At 68.2% G+C, this 15,021-nt stretch carries 15 protein-coding genes; 4 read left to right on the forward strand and 11 right to left on the reverse strand.

The features are described from left to right. Positions 1–334: 334 nt before the first annotated feature. From ETD83_RS16115 to ETD83_RS16125, 3 genes are all read right to left on the reverse strand, one after another. A complete protein-coding gene (locus tag ETD83_RS16115) occupies positions 335–1,237 on the reverse strand; it encodes a hypothetical protein (RefSeq protein ID WP_138645946.1) in 903 nt (300 codons plus the stop codon). 127 nt (positions 1,238–1,364) lie between these two features. Next, complete coding sequence (locus tag ETD83_RS16120) at positions 1,365–2,588, reverse strand: cytochrome P450 (RefSeq protein ID WP_138645947.1); 1,224 nt, start codon at positions 2,586–2,588, stop codon at positions 1,365–1,367. Positions 2,589–2,770: 182 nt separating this feature from the next. Beyond that, positions 2,771–4,054 (reverse strand): citrate synthase, encoded by a 1,284-nt coding sequence (locus ETD83_RS16125; protein ID WP_138645948.1) that lies wholly within the window; start codon positions 4,052–4,054, stop codon positions 2,771–2,773. A 130-nt stretch (positions 4,055–4,184) separates the two neighbouring features. Here ETD83_RS16125 and ETD83_RS16130 point away from each other — a divergent pair, with 130 nt between their 5' ends. Next, entirely contained in the window at positions 4,185–4,847 is a 663-nt protein-coding gene (locus ETD83_RS16130) for a thiaminase II/PqqC family protein (protein ID WP_138645949.1), read from the forward strand. Between the two features lie 5 nt (positions 4,848–4,852). Here ETD83_RS16130 and ETD83_RS16135 read toward each other — a convergent pair whose 3' ends face one another. Together ETD83_RS16135 and ETD83_RS16140 are read right to left on the reverse strand one after the other, a co-directional pair. Beyond that, a complete protein-coding gene (locus tag ETD83_RS16135) occupies positions 4,853–5,755 on the reverse strand; it encodes a serine/threonine-protein kinase (protein WP_171064233.1) in 903 nt (300 codons plus the stop codon). A 70-nt stretch (positions 5,756–5,825) separates the two neighbouring features. Beyond that, a complete protein-coding gene (locus ETD83_RS16140; protein ID WP_138645951.1) occupies positions 5,826–6,764 on the reverse strand; it encodes an aldo/keto reductase in 939 nt (312 codons plus the stop codon). 169 nt (positions 6,765–6,933) lie between these two features. On the opposite strand from ETD83_RS16140, the gene ETD83_RS16145 reads away from it, so the two are divergent. Beyond that, positions 6,934–7,719, forward strand: a complete 786-nt coding sequence (locus ETD83_RS16145; protein ID WP_138645952.1) for a hypothetical protein — start codon at positions 6,934–6,936, stop codon at positions 7,717–7,719. A gap of 33 nt (positions 7,720–7,752) precedes the next feature. On the opposite strand, the gene ETD83_RS16150 is transcribed toward ETD83_RS16145, so the two are convergent. From ETD83_RS16150 to ETD83_RS16165, 4 genes are all read right to left on the reverse strand, one after another. After that, the gene (locus ETD83_RS16150; RefSeq protein ID WP_230420947.1) at positions 7,753–8,118 is read right to left on the reverse strand and encodes a toll/interleukin-1 receptor domain-containing protein; all 366 of its coding nucleotides are present in this window, start codon (positions 8,116–8,118) and stop codon (positions 7,753–7,755) included. 288 nt (positions 8,119–8,406) lie between these two features. Continuing rightward, positions 8,407–9,609 carry a hypothetical protein gene (locus ETD83_RS16155; RefSeq protein WP_138645953.1) on the reverse strand — a complete coding sequence of 401 codons (1,203 nt, stop codon included), beginning with the start codon at positions 9,607–9,609 and terminating at the stop codon, positions 8,407–8,409. A 625-nt stretch (positions 9,610–10,234) separates the two neighbouring features. Further along, positions 10,235–10,711 (reverse strand): DUF488 domain-containing protein, encoded by a 477-nt coding sequence (locus ETD83_RS16160; RefSeq protein WP_205717702.1) that lies wholly within the window; start codon positions 10,709–10,711, stop codon positions 10,235–10,237. 79 nt (positions 10,712–10,790) lie between these two features. Then, positions 10,791–11,186: a RidA family protein gene (locus tag ETD83_RS16165; protein WP_138645955.1), complete on the reverse strand. Its 396-nt coding sequence runs from the start codon at positions 11,184–11,186 to the stop codon at positions 10,791–10,793. A gap of 138 nt (positions 11,187–11,324) precedes the next feature. On the opposite strand from ETD83_RS16165, the gene ETD83_RS16170 reads away from it, so the two are divergent. After that, entirely contained in the window at positions 11,325–12,299 is a 975-nt protein-coding gene (locus ETD83_RS16170; protein ID WP_138645972.1) for a helix-turn-helix transcriptional regulator, read from the forward strand. Between the two features lie 206 nt (positions 12,300–12,505). On the opposite strand, the gene ETD83_RS16175 is transcribed toward ETD83_RS16170, so the two are convergent. Continuing rightward, a complete protein-coding gene (locus tag ETD83_RS16175; RefSeq protein ID WP_138645956.1) occupies positions 12,506–13,465 on the reverse strand; it encodes a hypothetical protein in 960 nt (319 codons plus the stop codon). A gap of 399 nt (positions 13,466–13,864) precedes the next feature. Further along, on the reverse strand, positions 13,865–14,422 hold the full coding sequence (locus ETD83_RS16180; protein ID WP_205717703.1) for a 2,4'-dihydroxyacetophenone dioxygenase family protein: 558 nt from the start codon (positions 14,420–14,422) through the stop codon (positions 13,865–13,867). Between the two features lie 330 nt (positions 14,423–14,752). On the opposite strand from ETD83_RS16180, the gene ETD83_RS16185 reads away from it, so the two are divergent. Then, positions 14,753–14,953 carry a helix-turn-helix domain-containing protein gene (locus ETD83_RS16185; RefSeq protein WP_230420948.1) on the forward strand — a complete coding sequence of 67 codons (201 nt, stop codon included), beginning with the start codon at positions 14,753–14,755 and terminating at the stop codon, positions 14,951–14,953. The last annotated feature ends 68 nt before the right edge of the window (positions 14,954–15,021 follow it).

Consider the following 15,021-nt stretch of genomic DNA (forward strand, 5'->3'; position numbering starts at 1 on the left):
GGGGGTGAGGCCGCCCCGCGGGGGCGGGGCGGCGGCCGACGCGGCGACGGGCCGGGGGAGTGGCAGCGCGCACACGAAGTGGGGAGCTGTGCGGCGCGCATGGCCGGACGTCGCGTCCTGCAAAGACGAGATTGACATCTCATGAACGCGTGCGGACCATCACATTTGGTCATAAATCAGCGCTATGTAGGCTGAACTGCGCTGTTTGCGCTTACGGCCCGGAATGAAGCAGTCCAGCCGTTGCCGCGGGCGGCCGGTACCGCGCCGAGCGGCGACTGGGGGCCGCTTCAACTCCGCGCCGTGGTGCACCCAACGACCCCGCGTCCGGCAGGTGTCAGGTTGGGACGGGATGGTCGGGTTCGCAGCTGAGGAGTTCGTGCAGAACCGGCGGGAGTTCGTCCCAGAGCCATTCGTTGAGCGTGCCGGGAAAGTCCGCCGGCGGCCGGATTGCAAGGCGGCTTGGGCCCGCCTCTACCAGGTGTACCGAGATCGGCCCGTCGTCCCATATCGGGTCGCGGTTTCCCCAGTACGTCGCGAAGTCGATGCTCGTGAGCATCAGCTCGGCGGGCAGGATGTGCTCGCCGGGGTGCCTGCCCAGGGGCAGCAGCCGCTGCGCGGTCGTGCGGAGGACGTTGAGCGCGGCCAGGTCATGCGGGCAGGCGACGCCGGTGATCTCCAGTTCGGGCAGCCCGAACCGGTGCAGGCCGCGGGTGGCGAGGTCGACGCAGGCGCAGCCGTCGATGTCGTCCTCCTCGGCCGTGCAGCCGCCGGAGTTCCGGTAGGGCGGCAGCGAGGCGCCGAGCCAGTCGTCGGCGAGGACGAACTCGTCGAAGCGTCCGAACGGCGCGACGGGGAGGACCTCGTTGGCGGCGACGTCCACGGGGACGCCGCAGAGCGACTCGGCAACGGCCATTGCGGCGGCGCGTGCGAGGTGCGGCCCTGACGGCAGGTCACCGACCGGCAGGACGGACGAGACGCCGACGTGGCGTGTGGCCTGCCGGACCCGGTCGGCGTCCTCCTCGTCGGCGCCCGTCACGTTGCTGAGATCCCATGGCGAGTCCGCGGCGCGGTGGCAGGCCACCATGAGCCGGGGACTGCCGAGGCGGATCGACACCGCCGCGGCGAACGGGCCGGGGAGCCGTTGCCGGATGGCCGCCGCGAGGTCGCCGGGGTTCCGGTCGGTGGCGACGACGAAGCCGGCGGTCGTCTCCTCGGGAACTGTGATCGTGACGGGCATGGCGCTCTCCTCGGGCCTTGAACCGGCTGGTGGAGTCCAGCTTCGAGGAGATTCACGAGCGGAAGAAGAGAAATCGGCTTCTGTGGATAACGCCTGGAGAACTGTCGGGAATATCAGAATAAAGCGATCAGAATGCGCAGGGGAGCACCTTGATTCCGTTGATGAAGCTGCTGCGTTGCCTGACCGGCGCGTCCGTCGCGTGAAGGTTCGGGAGACGCGCATACAGCTCGCGGAGCAGCACCGTGACCTCGCGGCGGGCGAGGTGAGCGCCGAGGCAGAAATGCGGCCCGGGGGACCCGAAGCCCACGTGCGGGTTGGGGGAGCGCGTGATGTCGAACAGGTGGGGATCCCTGAACACGTTCTCGTCCCGGTTGGCCGAGTTGTAGTAGAGGATCACGCGGTCACCGGCACGATAGACGTGGCCTTGCATCTCGTGGTCGCGGGACAGGGTACGGCGCATCCACGTCACCGGTGAGGCATAGCGGACGATCTCCTCGACGGCGCTCGGCAGGCGTCCGTCCAAGTCCGCGACGAGGACGTCCTTCTGGGCGGAGTGCTCGGTGAGCAGGACGACGGCGTGCGACAGCGCGTTGCGGGTCGTCTCGTTGCCCGCGATGACGAGCAGCGCGAAGAAGCGTCCGAGGTCACGGTCGTTGAGGGCCTCGCCGTCAACGTTCGCGCTCGTCAGCGCGGTGACCAGGTCGTCGGCCGGCTTCTCGCGGCGCAGGCGGCCGAGGTCGGCCATGAGCCCGTGCAGGTAGGAGAACTTCTCCGCGAGGACCGCCGGACGGTCCCGGCCGTCCGCGCCGACGTGGTCCGGGTCGCCGACGGCCAGGATCACGTTCGTGGCGTCGATGACGTCGTCGTACGCCGAGACAGGGATGCCCATCATCGAGCAGATGATCTGCAGGGGCATCGGCATGGCGACGTGCTCGACGAAGTCGCACGGCCCTCGCTCGGCCAGGTCGTCCACGATGCGACGCGCAAGCGCCGCGACGTCTCCGGTGACCCGTTCGACCAGCCTCGGCGTGAAGGAACGGGAGACGATCCGCCGGAGCCTGGCGTGCCCCGGATCGTCCATGCTGATCATGGAGCCGATGTATTCGGTGACCTGTGGCGGGGGATCGACGAGGCTGACGGCGGTGGGCGCGGAGCTGAACACCTCCGGTTTGCGGCTCGCCTCTGCCACCTGCTCGTACCGGGTCAGCGCGTAGAACCCGGGTCCGTCACTGAGGGGACAGAACACCGGCCTGTCCTCGGCCCGGAGCTCGGCGAAGTATTCGTCCCGCTCGGCTTGGGGTTTCGCCCAGAAATCCAGGCTCGACAGCTTCTGCTCGACAAGGGAGGGCATTCGTGGGAGCCGCCTTCCGTGGGAGTCACCGTCTTCAGGCTAACCCGCACGCCGCAGAACGCGCTGAGAGCGGGCGGGCACGTGAGCCCGCCCGCTCTGCACGAGGCGACGCTGGACAGTTCCAGTCGAGAAGGCGGCATGAACGGACCCCGGCAACGGGGACCGGTCACCCGGCGGACCCGTCAGCGGGCGGACGGCTCCACGTAGTGGCGCTCTCCCGGCCCCACGTACACCTGGCGCGGACGGCCGATCTTGGTGGACGGGTCGTTCATCATCTCGCGCCACTGGGCGATCCAGCCCGGCAGCCGTCCGAGCGCGAACAGCACGGTGAACGCGTTGGTCGGGAAACCCATCGCCTTGTAGATGACGCCGGTGTAGAAGTCCACGTTCGGGTAGAGCTTGCGCTCGACGAAGTAGTCGTCGCTCAGCGCGACTTCCTCCAGGCGCATGGCGAGGTCCAGCAGCGGGTCGGATTTGCCGAGGGCGTCCAGGACCTTGCCCGTCGCCTTCTTCACGACCGCCGCGCGCGGGTCGTAGTTGCGGTAGACGCGGTGCCCGAAACCCATCAGCTTGACGCCGGGCTCCTTGCGCTTGACGCGCTCCACGAACGAGTCGATGTCGTCGCCGCTCTCGTGAATGCGCTCCAGCATCTCCAGGACGGCCTGATTGGCGCCGCCGTGCAGAGGGCCGAACAGGGCGTCCACGCCCGCGGACACCGACGAGAAGAGGTTCGCCTGGCTGGACCCGACCAGCCGCACGGTGGACGTCGAACAGTTCTGCTCGTGGTCGGCGTGCAGGATGAACAGCATGTCCAGGACGCGCACGATCTCCGGGTCGATCTCGTAGGGCTGCGTCGGGAGCCCGAACGTCATGCGCAGGAAGTTCTCTATGTACCCGAGGGAGTTGTCCGGGTACAGGAGCGGCTGGCCGTTGGACGTCTTGTACGCGTAGGCCGCGATGGTGGGGAGCTTGGCGATGAGCCGGATACTGGACTGGTCGACCTGCTCGGGGTCGAACGGATCCAAGCTGTCCTGGTAGAACGTCGACAGTGCGCTGACCGCGGACGACAGCACCGCCATGGGATGCGCCCTGCGCGGGAACACGGAAAAGAACGCGCGGAACTTCTCGTCCAGCAGAGTGTGGTTGCGGACCTGGTCGGCGAACTCGCTCAACTGGTCGGGCGTCGGCAGCTCGCCGTAGATGAGCAGGTAGGCGACCTCAAGGAAGGACGACTTCTCCGCCAGTTCCTCGATCGGGTAGCCCCGGTAGCGCAGGATGCCCGCATCACCGTCGATGTAGGTGATCGCCGATGTGGTGGACGCGGTGTTGGTGAAGCCGGGGTCGAGCGTGACGTGACCGGTCTCCTTGAGGAGGCTGCCCACGACCAGTCCCGAGGGGCCCTCGGTCGACTCGGTCACCTCCAAAGGCATCCGGCCGCCCGCGTGGCCCAGCTCGAAATCCGACATGCGCGCTCACTCCCAACTGCGTCCCACACCTGCGTAGACGTTCCGTTCATCATCGTATCCACGTGATCACCGGCGCTTTTCAGCGGCCGCCTCGTTGACGCCGGGCGCGTGCGGGTGCTCCGGTGGATCCATGACCCGTCACAACGCCACCGAGCTCGCTGCCCGCGCCCGCCGGGAGATCGCGGACGCGACGAGCCGGAACCGCTTCGTCGATCTGCTGGAATCAGGCGAGATGCCCAGGGAACGCCTGGTCTGGCTGGCCGGAGAGGAGTATCGGATCGTCAGCAGCGACCGGCGCAGTTTCGCGTTACTGGCGGCGCGGTTCCCCGAGGCGCCGTCCGGTGAACTGTTCCTCGGACTCGCGCAAGGCGAGGGGCAGGCGCTGACGCTCCTCAGCGACTTCGCAGCCGCGCTCGGCGAAAGTGACGAGAATCTCAGCGCATACGAGCCGAAGCCGTTCGCGCAGGTCTATCCGGCCTACCTTGCGCAGAGGGCGGCTTTCGGAACCGCGAGCGAGGTCGCCCTCGCCATGCTGGCCAACCTCGAGGAGTGGGGCGCCTACTGCTCCCGCACAGCGGAGGCCCTCCGCACCCAGTACGGCTTCAGCGAGGCGGACGTCGGGTTCTTCACGTTCTTCGCCGAGTCGCCGCCCGGCTTCGTGGAACAGGCCCTGGACGTCATCGCGTCCGGCCTCGCCTCTGGAGACGATCCCGAGGAGGCCGTCCGCGCCGCCCGGCTCCTGCATACGTACGAGACCGCCTTCTGGGAGGCGCTAGCGGAGGGCCTGACCTGAGCTGACTACAGGTGCGGTTCGCGTAGCGTCGGAAGCTCGGCGGTGATTTCGACGAGGATCCGCTCCTGCACGCCGATCAACTGCTCCACGTCCACGGGCGGCCACTCCTCGCCGTAGTGAGCGTCCAACAGCGTGGACAGGGCGATGAGGATCTGCTCCGGTGAAGGGCGCTCTCCAGGATCCTTCACCAGGCAGCGTGTCACGAGGCCGCGCATAGGGTCGGGCAACCGGGCGAGGTCCGGTTCGCCATGGACGATCCGGGCGCGCACCTTGTGGCCCGTCCCGAACGGCGCCGTGCCGGTAGTCGCGTACACGAGGGTCGAGCCCAGGGAGAAGACATCGCTCTGTGGCGCGACGGGATCGCCAAGGGCCTGCTCCGGTGACATGTACGCAGGCGTCCCCAGAATCTCCGTCTTCGACAGGGGCAGTGCGTCAAGGGGCCGCGCGATGCCGAAGTCGATGACCCTCGGCCCGTCCGAGGCGAGCAGGACGTTCGACGGCTTCAGATCCCTGTGGACGATCCCCGCCCGATGAATCGCGATCAGAGCCTCGGCCAGCCCCGCGCCCAGTCGGCAGGCGGCCTGTTCGCGGAGCGGCCCCTTCTCCCGGACGACGGTGGACAAGCTCACACCGCGGATGTACTGCGTCGCCAGCCACGGCTGGTCCGCGTCCGGATCGGCGTCGACGACGGGCGCCGTGTAGAAGCCGCTGACCGACTGCGCAGACGTCACTTCACGGCGGAATCTCGTCCTCCACCTGGGGTCGTCCAGGAGTTCCGGCCGGATGACCTTCACCGCGACCAGCCGTCTGCTCGGTGAGGCCCCGAGGAACACCTCGCCCATCCCCCCCGAGCCGAGCCGCGCGACCACGCGGTACGGGCCGATCTTTTCCGGAAGCTCTGGCTGCATGGGTATCCGATCGTGCTGGGGCGCGCTCAATCGTGCCATGCCGTTGCCGCTCGTCCGGCCGAATAGCCCCTCATGTCCAGGGGAGGGCGCTCCGTTCGGCCCAGTAGATTCCCGGTGCGACGCTCATGCCGGCCAGCACGTCGAGGTCGCCCTCATCCAGCGACACTTCTGCCGCGGCCAGGTTGGCGACCAACTGTTCGGGACTGACCGCGCCGATGAGGACCGTGTCCGCCCACGGTCGGCTGAGGGCTGAGGCAAGCGCCAGAGCGTCCGGCTGGACGAGGTTCTTGACCGCCACGGTCCGCATCGCCGCGGGCGGCCGCGTCGCGAGCCTTCCGTTGGCAAGAACTTCCTTGAGCAGCACATGCAGGCCCGCATCGTGCGCTTCCCGTAGAGCCTCCCCTGCAGAGGTCTCTAGGACGTTCCACGTCGATTGGACGGTGCTGAAGAGACGCTGCCCAGACACTTCCAGCGCTACCGCGCGACGGATCGTGTCGGCCTGCCCTGGCCCAGAGGTTGAGAACCCGACGCGGATACCGTCCGCGGCCGCTTCCGCAAGAGCCGCCTGCAGCCGCACGTCCTGGAACAAGGGGCTCTCTTCGGTCAGTGAATGCACTTGGTAGACGGACAGATAACCGTCGAGAAGAGCGCGAGTCTCTTCATACTGAGCCTGGTAACGGTCGAGACTGTGCTCCTTCACCTCGTGCACAGGCGCGTCAGTCTTCCATTCACCGACGTATGTGTATCCCCACTTGCTGGATACCGTCACGTCAGGAGGGCCCTGCGCGGTCAGCCACCCACCGAGGAACTCCTCGGCTCTGCCGTACGACCGCGCCGTGTCCACCCACCGGATGCCGGCGGCGTAGGCCGCGTCGAGAACGTCCCAGGTCGCTTCGCGCATATGCGCCACGCTGCGGTCCGGCGGCAACGCGTCCGCCCGGCCAACGTTGATGTACGCCGGACGGCCGAGCGCCGCCAACCCGATCCCGAGCCGGTGTATCGCGTTCATCCTCACAGCCTGGCACGCCGCGTTCCACCCCCAACCTACGAAATTCGCAGACAACACATACAAATCGCCCACCGGTTCATCCACAGAATCGCGTTCTAGTGCTATTGGCGGACGGCGTCGGCGAGGCTGTGTCGGGTCAACGTCCCGCCCTCGCAAGAAAGGCACGACAATGCCCACACAGATCACTCGTGACCAATTCGGGGCTCACCAGTTCGCCGTCCATCTGGGGCTCACTCGGTGGCAGATGCGCGTCGGCCTGGAGCAGGGAATCGTTCCGGAACCCGATCTCGACGGTGAACGATGGTCCGCGGACCTCGCCGAGGAGTGCCGGGGATGCGGTGAGCAGGTCATCGCCAGGTTCGGTGACGATCCGCCGATCGGATCCGCCCGTGCGGCCGCCAGGCTGGCCGCGCGATTGGGGCTCGACGTCGAGCGGCGGGACATCGAGGTGCTGGCCGCCCAGGGAGACCTCGGCGTCATCAGCAGCTTCCGCGGACACCCGGTCTACCTCCTGCGCGACCTGGACCGGCTCGACCCCACCGTCGTGCGATCGGTGGTCTCCGCCCGGAAGGGCCCGCTGACCGACACCGTCGACGCCGGTGGAGCCGCGATGATCCTCGCCTGGCCGCGGAAGACGTTCGAGCGCATCGCCGCCGAGCGCCACCTGGCGACAGACCGGCTCGGACGCTACTCGCTCGCCGACGTCCACGGCCTCGCAGCGGACGAGATCCTGGCGCGCCGGGTCGCCGAGGAGAAACGCGAAACGGCCCTGAAACGGACGCGGCGGTCCGAGACGAGAATGGAGGACGTCGTCCGCGGCTGGATGCTCCGCTGCACCGCCTACCTGGACCGAGACGCCGACCAGCCGCCGGACATCAGCTCACTGAGCCGCGCGATCCGGGGTCTCACGTCCGTCAGGTCGGAGATCGACCGACAAGAACGAACGTCGCCCTAGACGAGCACCCACGGCCATGTGACTCATATGCGCTCACCCGGACACACCCGCCGGGCCGCAGCGTGAGTGCGCCCCGTCCGGCCGGTATGGAAGCGGTGGCCGGGAGTGCGGGAGGGCCGGGCCCGGTCCGGGGAAGCCGGGGCCGTCCTGGGGGCGCGCGTGGCCGGCGAGGGCCTCCTGGATGCGGCGCATCAGCAGCCGGCGCGCCTCGTCGGGGTCGCCGATCCCGACCAGGTCCACGTAGGTGATCGTGGACAGCAGCCCGTCGATCGGGCAGTCCTCGATGCGGACCGTGACCAGCTTGCGGGCTGGGTCGTCCGGGTCGGCCCGCAGCGCCGCCATCCACTCCAGCCGCCCGTATCTGGACCGCAGGTAGTTGCTCGACAGCACCGCGACCACGGCCTTGGCCTCCGACAGGCCCGCCGACCGGCGGTGGAGCCGGTTGCGACCGGAGTCTCCTGGTCAGTTGGACGTCCCCAGAGTCGGCTGGGTGCTACGTGGGTTTGCTGGCCGACCCTTGGGGTGGCTGGGCGCCTTCTAGGATCGGCCGAATCTAGGTTGAGTTCGACATGATGAAAGGCGGCGAGACCTAAGTCCGCTTGAACGTTATATAAGTCGAGTTGGAGATTTCTGTTGGGCGATTGGGCGTTCTGTGGGGTATTGGGTGAGTTGGTTGGACGTGGGTGCTTAGGGGCGACGATGGGTGGAACGGCGTTTGGAGGTGGATCTCTGGTCCTGTCGTTGGCGGGCCAGAGTTGCGAGGAGGCGGTCGCGGGCCTCGGTGCGGGAAATCGCGGGCAGGCGCTCGGGGAATGCAGAGCCCAGGGTCGACGGGGCGTCGACCAGCCCCTCGTCATTGATTGTGGCCCGATCTCTTTTCCATGCGCCGAGGAGGATCGCGGAGACACCGCCTGGGTGCCGTCCAAGGAGGGCTTCGATCCTCTGACCCTCCTCCGCGCAGTCGGCCACCAGAAGGAGGCGTCGTCCTTGTTCGGCGCCCGTGTTCTCGCGGATTGCGAGTTCGGTCTCCAGATAGGCCAAGGCGGCGTCGAGGTTGCCGGGTATGAAGAGGCCCGCGGTGTCGTCGTCGAGAAGCTCGTCCTCACCGAGACCGAAGAGGACGGTGGCGTCGGGTCGGGGGACGACGACGAGGGAGCTTTCGCTGTGCTCGTCTAGGGCCGCCAGGGCCAGCGTCCGCGCGGCGGAGACGGCGCCCGGGCCGGTCAGCCCTGCGACAGGAGCGGCGAACGGGTCGACTACGGGGTGATAGGTGAGCCGGGCCGGCGGCGCCGCTGCTGCGGTCGTGGCGGTGGAGAACGCAGGCAGCCCGGCGGCGGCGTAGATACGGTGCCGGAACGGATAGCAGATCGCCGCCGCGGCTGGCAGGAGGAGACCGAGGAGCAGGACCGGCTGCAGCGAGGACGGGCGCGAGTCAAGGTCCTGCGCCTGACCGCGGGTGCGGGTCGGAGTCGGGGAGGAGACGCGCGGGGCTGTGCTCTTCGGCTGTTTCGGTGCGGGGGGAGAGGCGCTCGGAGCGTCCGGCACAGTGGGCCGGGGCGCGGGCTCTTTCGGCTGCCCAGACGATGGTGGCCATCGTCTGACCTTGAACTTCCAGTCGAATCGGTCGCCCCTGCGGGCGAACTCCCGGCCGCGGCCCGACCGCCTGCGAGACCTCTCGTACATCGCCAGCCATGCCTCCCTGCACTTGTTGGCGCTGTGCCTGTCGCCGACGATCACGGCGTGACGGCAGATCGGCGGTACCGACCCGCGCGGCTCGGGCGAAGCGGTGGTGACCGCGCCGACTGGAGTGGCCACGCCAATGGAGATGGCGCCGGCCAAGGCCGTATAACCCAAGACCCCGCCGGTGCAGCGAATCAAGTCGCTGATCATTACGGCAGGTATGGGCTGCGTGAGGAAACGGTTCATCTTCGCCCCGGGGGATCGCGTCGGTCACCGTGAGAATGCCGATCGTAGTCACTCCGGCTACGGAGCGTTGAGTAATGCGCGCAGTCGAATGGAAGATCATTCGAAGTCGCCTCTGTCGTCGCCCGGTCGATATGAGTGCCATATCCGAATCGCCCGATATTTGCCCCCGCGCTCGTCGCATGGACCGCCTAGCTGGACATAGGAAAGCGATCCGAGCAGTTGACCTGATTGCAGAGGATTTACGCAGACGCGACCTGGAGAAACGTCCCGAGGAGGTACGCGTGCGCAATCCGCAGGCACCGACCTGCCTCGGACACCCTGCGGTACACGGCCGGGTGGCGGCACGGTGTCGTAAGTCTCACTCGGCGTTATCGAGCACGCCCTTCGCCAAAGGATGCGCCGCGCCGGTAAGACGAGGCTGGGTTGGGGGTTGCGCTGGTCGGGCGAGGCCGGCTTGCGCTGCGCTGGTTGGGCGAGGCTGGGGTTGCGCTGGTTGGGTGAGGCCGGGTTGTGCTGCGCTGGTTGGGCGAGGCTCGGGTGGGCTGCGCGGGCTGGGTCCGCGTCGGGTCGTGGCTTGGGGGTCCACGCGTTACGACGGGTTCAGGTGCTCGATTGTGACGTGGTGCTGCTCGGTCAGCCGCTGGGCGATCAACGAGCGGTGGCATGCCTCAGGGGTGCGCTCGACACAGAGCAGTGCTGCGGTCCCGCTGCTTGGCAGCGATGACACGATCGGCGTGAGGTCGGCGCGGTCGAGGATCTCCGTGGTGTAGCGGCGGGTGTACTCGGCGGCGAGTTCGCGGCGTGAGCGCTTGCCGACCCCTTGGTGGTCGTCCTCGGCGTACTGGAGCTGGCGTAGCTCGGTGGTCGGGGCGAGTTCGGGGTGGTGCTCGTAGGCGATCCGGGCCTGGGCGAGGGCCGCCTGGAGCTGGCGAGAGTTCGCCCAGGCGTACTCGGGTCCGCGGACACCGCGGCGCTGGCGTACGTCGAGTAGCAGGCGGACGTCCGCGTATCGCAGTCGTTGCAGGAAGGACTCGCCGTCGAAGCCGTAGACGCCGACTGTCACCATTCTGAGCATCGGAAATCACCCACCTCTGTCTACTACTCGTGCCGCCTCCGGCAGGACTGCCGAAGGCGGCGAGATTGCGTTAGGCGACGGCCGTCCCCTCAAGCTCGACCATCAGGTCGGGAATCGCCAGCCGGGTCACCCCGAGCATCGTGCTGGTCGGCGCCACTCCGGCGGCGCCGAGGCGCGACGCCAGCACGCCGTAGTGCTCGAAGAGCCGATCGACGTCGGTGGTGTAGACATTGAGCCGGACGAGGTTCGTGAGGGACATGCCGGCCTCGCCGAGTACGGCCTCCAGGTTGTCGAGGCTAAGCGCCAGCTGCGCCGCCATGTCACCGGCATGCTGGGGCTTACCGTCGCCGCTCATCGCGGTCTGCCCGGCGCAGTAGAGGGTCCGGGTGTGCCCGGAGACGATCTCACCCTGGCTGTACCCCATCTCCTCCGACCATGTCCATGGGTTGACCGTCGTTCGCTCCATAGGTCCCATCAGCTCCAATCGATTCATCGGCAGTACGTACGTCCGGCGGCTCGGTAGCCGCCGTCCTTTGACGTCGTGCTGCGAGCCTCCCAACGAATCACGACATCCTGTGTCGTGTATTCCGATAGAGTTTTCGATATGCGCGCCGACCGGTTGGTCTCGCTGGTGCTGCTGCTGCGCCAGCGCGGTCGGATGTCCGCGGCCACGCTGGCCCGCGAGCTGGAGGTGTCCACCCGCACGGTGCTGCGCGACATCGAGGCGCTGTCCGCAGCCGGCGTCCCGGTCTACGCCGAACGCGGTCGGCACGGCGGTTTCGCGTTGCTGCCCAGTTTCCAGACCGAGCTCACCGGGCTCAACCACGACGAGGCGCTGGCCCTGCTGGTCGCCGGATCACGGCGCGGCGCGCAGGCGTTCGGTCTCGGCTCGGCGCTCGCTTCGGCCATGCTCAAGGTGGTCGACGCGCTGCCCGAAGGCTATCGGGACACCGCCGCCGGCGCGGCGCAGCGCCTCCTCATCGACCCGGAGACCGACCTCCTCTCGCGCCGCGTGGTCGCTGAGGAGGTGCCCGACATCGTGGTAGCCGAGATCCGGCGCGCGGTGTTCGCCGGACACAAGCTGCGCATCCACTACGCGGCCGTTGACCAGGCCCCGAAATGGCGCACGGTGGACCCGATCGGCCTGGTCACCGTGCGCGAACAGGGCTACCTGCTGGCGACGAGATCTGGCGTGGACCGCACCTACCGGCTGTCCCGGGTGTTGGCCGCCGAGGAACTCCACGAACCCGCACAGCGTCCAGAACAGGTCGATCTGGGCCGGGCCTGGCAGGAACGCAGCACGCGTTTCCGGACCGGCGGCGACCAGGTCGTCGTGCTGGTGCGGGTGAACCCGGCGCGGCGGGAGGACCTGGTGGGCACCGCGCTGGCCGTCCGTGCCGAGGAGACCGATGCGGACGGCTGGCTGCGGCTGGACGTGACCTTCCAAGATTCACGACACGCCGAATGGGCGCTGTGGCAGCTCGCCACGAACGCGGAAGCCCTGGCCCCGCAGTGGCTGCGCACTTCCCTGCGCAACCGCGCCGTCGCGATAGCCACTCGATACAGCGGCTCATCCTGAGAGTCGTCGCCGTCTGAGGGCTGCTGTGGCTCCGGGATGTCTGCCGGGCGCGGGGTGTCGGTCTGGTCCCGCCGTTGGTTTGATCAGTGGCTTGGCCGTCCTTCCGGCGTGATTCCTCACAGTGGCCTACGTGGCGTTTTCGCCCGGGTTGGTGCCGAACGCGGCAATCCGTGTTGGCGTGCATCGTTGCGCGTCGGCTTGGGTGATTAGGCGGCGGTTGGGAGTGGGTCTGCGGGGGACTCCAGGACGTCGTACATGCCCAGGGGCAGTGTGTCGCTCCACAGCCAGTCGTTGACCGTGCCGTCGAAGTCTGCGGGTGGGGCAACGGTGAGGAGGCGTGGGGTCTGCATCGAGAGGCCCACCCTGAAGGGGGCCGGGGGAGTGATGTGGACGCGGCGTGTGGTGCCCCAGAAGTCATTGAAGTCGCTCTGGGCGAGGTCAAGGTCGGCGGGGATCGTCCGGGTTCGGGCGGCCGGGCCGGTGGCCAGCCAGGCCCAGTGGTCGGTGAGGAGCCGCCGGGCGGTGGTGCGCAAGACGTTGAGCGCGGCCAGGTCGTGCGGGCAGGCGACGTCGTTGATCTCGATCTCGGGAAGGCCGAAGCGGCGGAGGCCACGGGTGCGCAGGCGGACGCAGGCGCAGCCGTTCACGCCCTCGGGGTCAAGTTCGGGCTCCGCGGCGGTGCAGTGGCCGTTGGCGCGATACGGCGGCAGGACGTCGCCGAGCCAGTGGTCGGCGAGCACGAAGCGCGTTCTCTCCGTGGTGGACGGGGACAGGATGTGCCCGGTGACGAGGTCGGCCGCGATCCCGCCGACGGCCTCGGCGATGGCGTACGCGGCCGAACGGGCGACCTGCACGCCGCGGGGCTGGTCGGTGACGGGTGCGAAGGCTGTGACGACGGCGAACTCGGTGGCGTCGTTGAAGGCGCGCGCGGCCTGCCGGTCTTCGGGCCGGGCCGCCTTGACGCGTCCGGGGTCCCAGCGCAGGCACCTGAGATCTTCCCGGGTGACCTGCAGCTGGGACGAGCCGAGCCGTCCGGCGATGTGGGCCTGGAAGGGGGCGGGCTTGCTTCGGCGGAGCAGATCCGCGAGGCCCGGCGGGACGCACTCGGCGGCGACGGCGAACCGGGAGGTCGTGGTGGACGGAACCGGGAACGTGATCGTGGCCATCAGGGCCGCTCCTTCCTTGCCGCGACAGGACGTGCCCAGCATGCGCCGCCGCCCCGGCCAGAAGCAGTAGAACCCCGTTCTGGGGATAACTCGCGATCGGGAGCACCTTGGACGGCGACGTTCTGATGGTGCGCGACGTTGGAGGTCGGCGTGCGGCCAGGGCTATTCGGGGGAGGGTGCGGCAGGCTTCCGGGTGTTGCGACGCGGTGTAAGTGGGGCGCAGGCTCGCGTGCCGTGCCGTGCCCACCGTCGCTTGGGAAGAAGGTGTGAGGCCGAGCGAGCGCACGCGCCCCCGGGGGAGCTTTGGACGGGAAGTACCTGGTCTAGAGGCGGCTTCGGAGCGGATGGGCTCGGCCTCCACCGGAGCCTTTCGGGGAGGCCGAGGCCGTTCACCGTCCGTCAGCGAAAGAGTGGGTCGATGAAGTCCGCGCCTAGGCCGACCTTCTCGAAGTGCTCGCGGCACATCGCGATGTAGTCGTGGACGTCGAAGTAACCGTCCGCCTCACCGTTCTCGTCCAGCCAGATGAGCGGGCCCTTCACGATGAACATCGTCTTCATCGGCTCGCCGCTCTCGTAGGCGACGAGCGTGTGGCCCTCACCGGGCGCCTCGTAGATGAAGTCCCCGGCGGTGGCCGTCCAGGGACGTTCGAGGTACCCCCATTTGCCGGAGATGGTGTAGGCGAACACCTCATGCGGGTGGTAGTGCCGGTTCACCAGACCGGCGCTGGTGGCACGCAGGATGTCCGACCAGGAGTTGTCCTTGACGTTGATCCACAGCGGACGCGAGCCGACGGTATCGGTGAACGGCACGTAGTAGCGGTCGTCGTCGGTGGCGACCTTCGACAGGTAGAGCTCGGGCAGCGCGTCCGGCTTCTGCGCGTTCTCGAGCGGCTTCAGGTCCTTCCAGAACTCCGTCGTTGCGTCCTCGGGCATGGCGTCCTCCAGCAGCGTGCGCATCGTTGGCTAGTAGTGAATCGTGCCAGAACCGCCCAGGTCTCCTGGTCTGCTTGGGATTCAGGCCATCTCCGCCGTATCGGCGGGCCGGTACGGGTGGACGCTCCTGTGGGACGGCCGGGCTGCTGCGGTCCCAGAGGCCGTACGTCAGGGGGGCGACACGCCGTTCACCACGAAAAAGACCAGCTTCGGCCGAATTCGTGGTGATTCGCGCGGCATCGACGCTCTAATCAGGGGAATGTGTACGTTGGGGAGATCAACACTGCTGTGAGCTGCGGGGACTGCCCCCCAGCCGCACAGCCTTGCGAAGAGGAGGTCCCCGTGGCCAGAACGATGTCTAGGGGCACCCGCGTCACCGGTGCCGAACGCACCCGGCTCGCTGCCGAGCTGGCGCCGCGGTACGCCGCCGGTGAGAGCATCCGTGACCTGGCGGCCGAGACCGGCCGGTCGTACGGGTTCATCTACAACGTCCTGAAGGAGGCGGGCGTGCCGCTGCGTGGCCGTGGCGGCAACACCAGGCGCAAGAGGGCCTGACCGCTCCCAGGAGAAGGAAGAAAGAACACATGATCGGATGTCCCCCTCGCCCCCCGGGGGGACGCCGT

This window comes from Actinomadura soli, from assembly GCF_005889715.1.
Lineage (GTDB): Bacteria > Actinomycetota > Actinomycetes > Streptosporangiales > Streptosporangiaceae > Spirillospora > Spirillospora soli.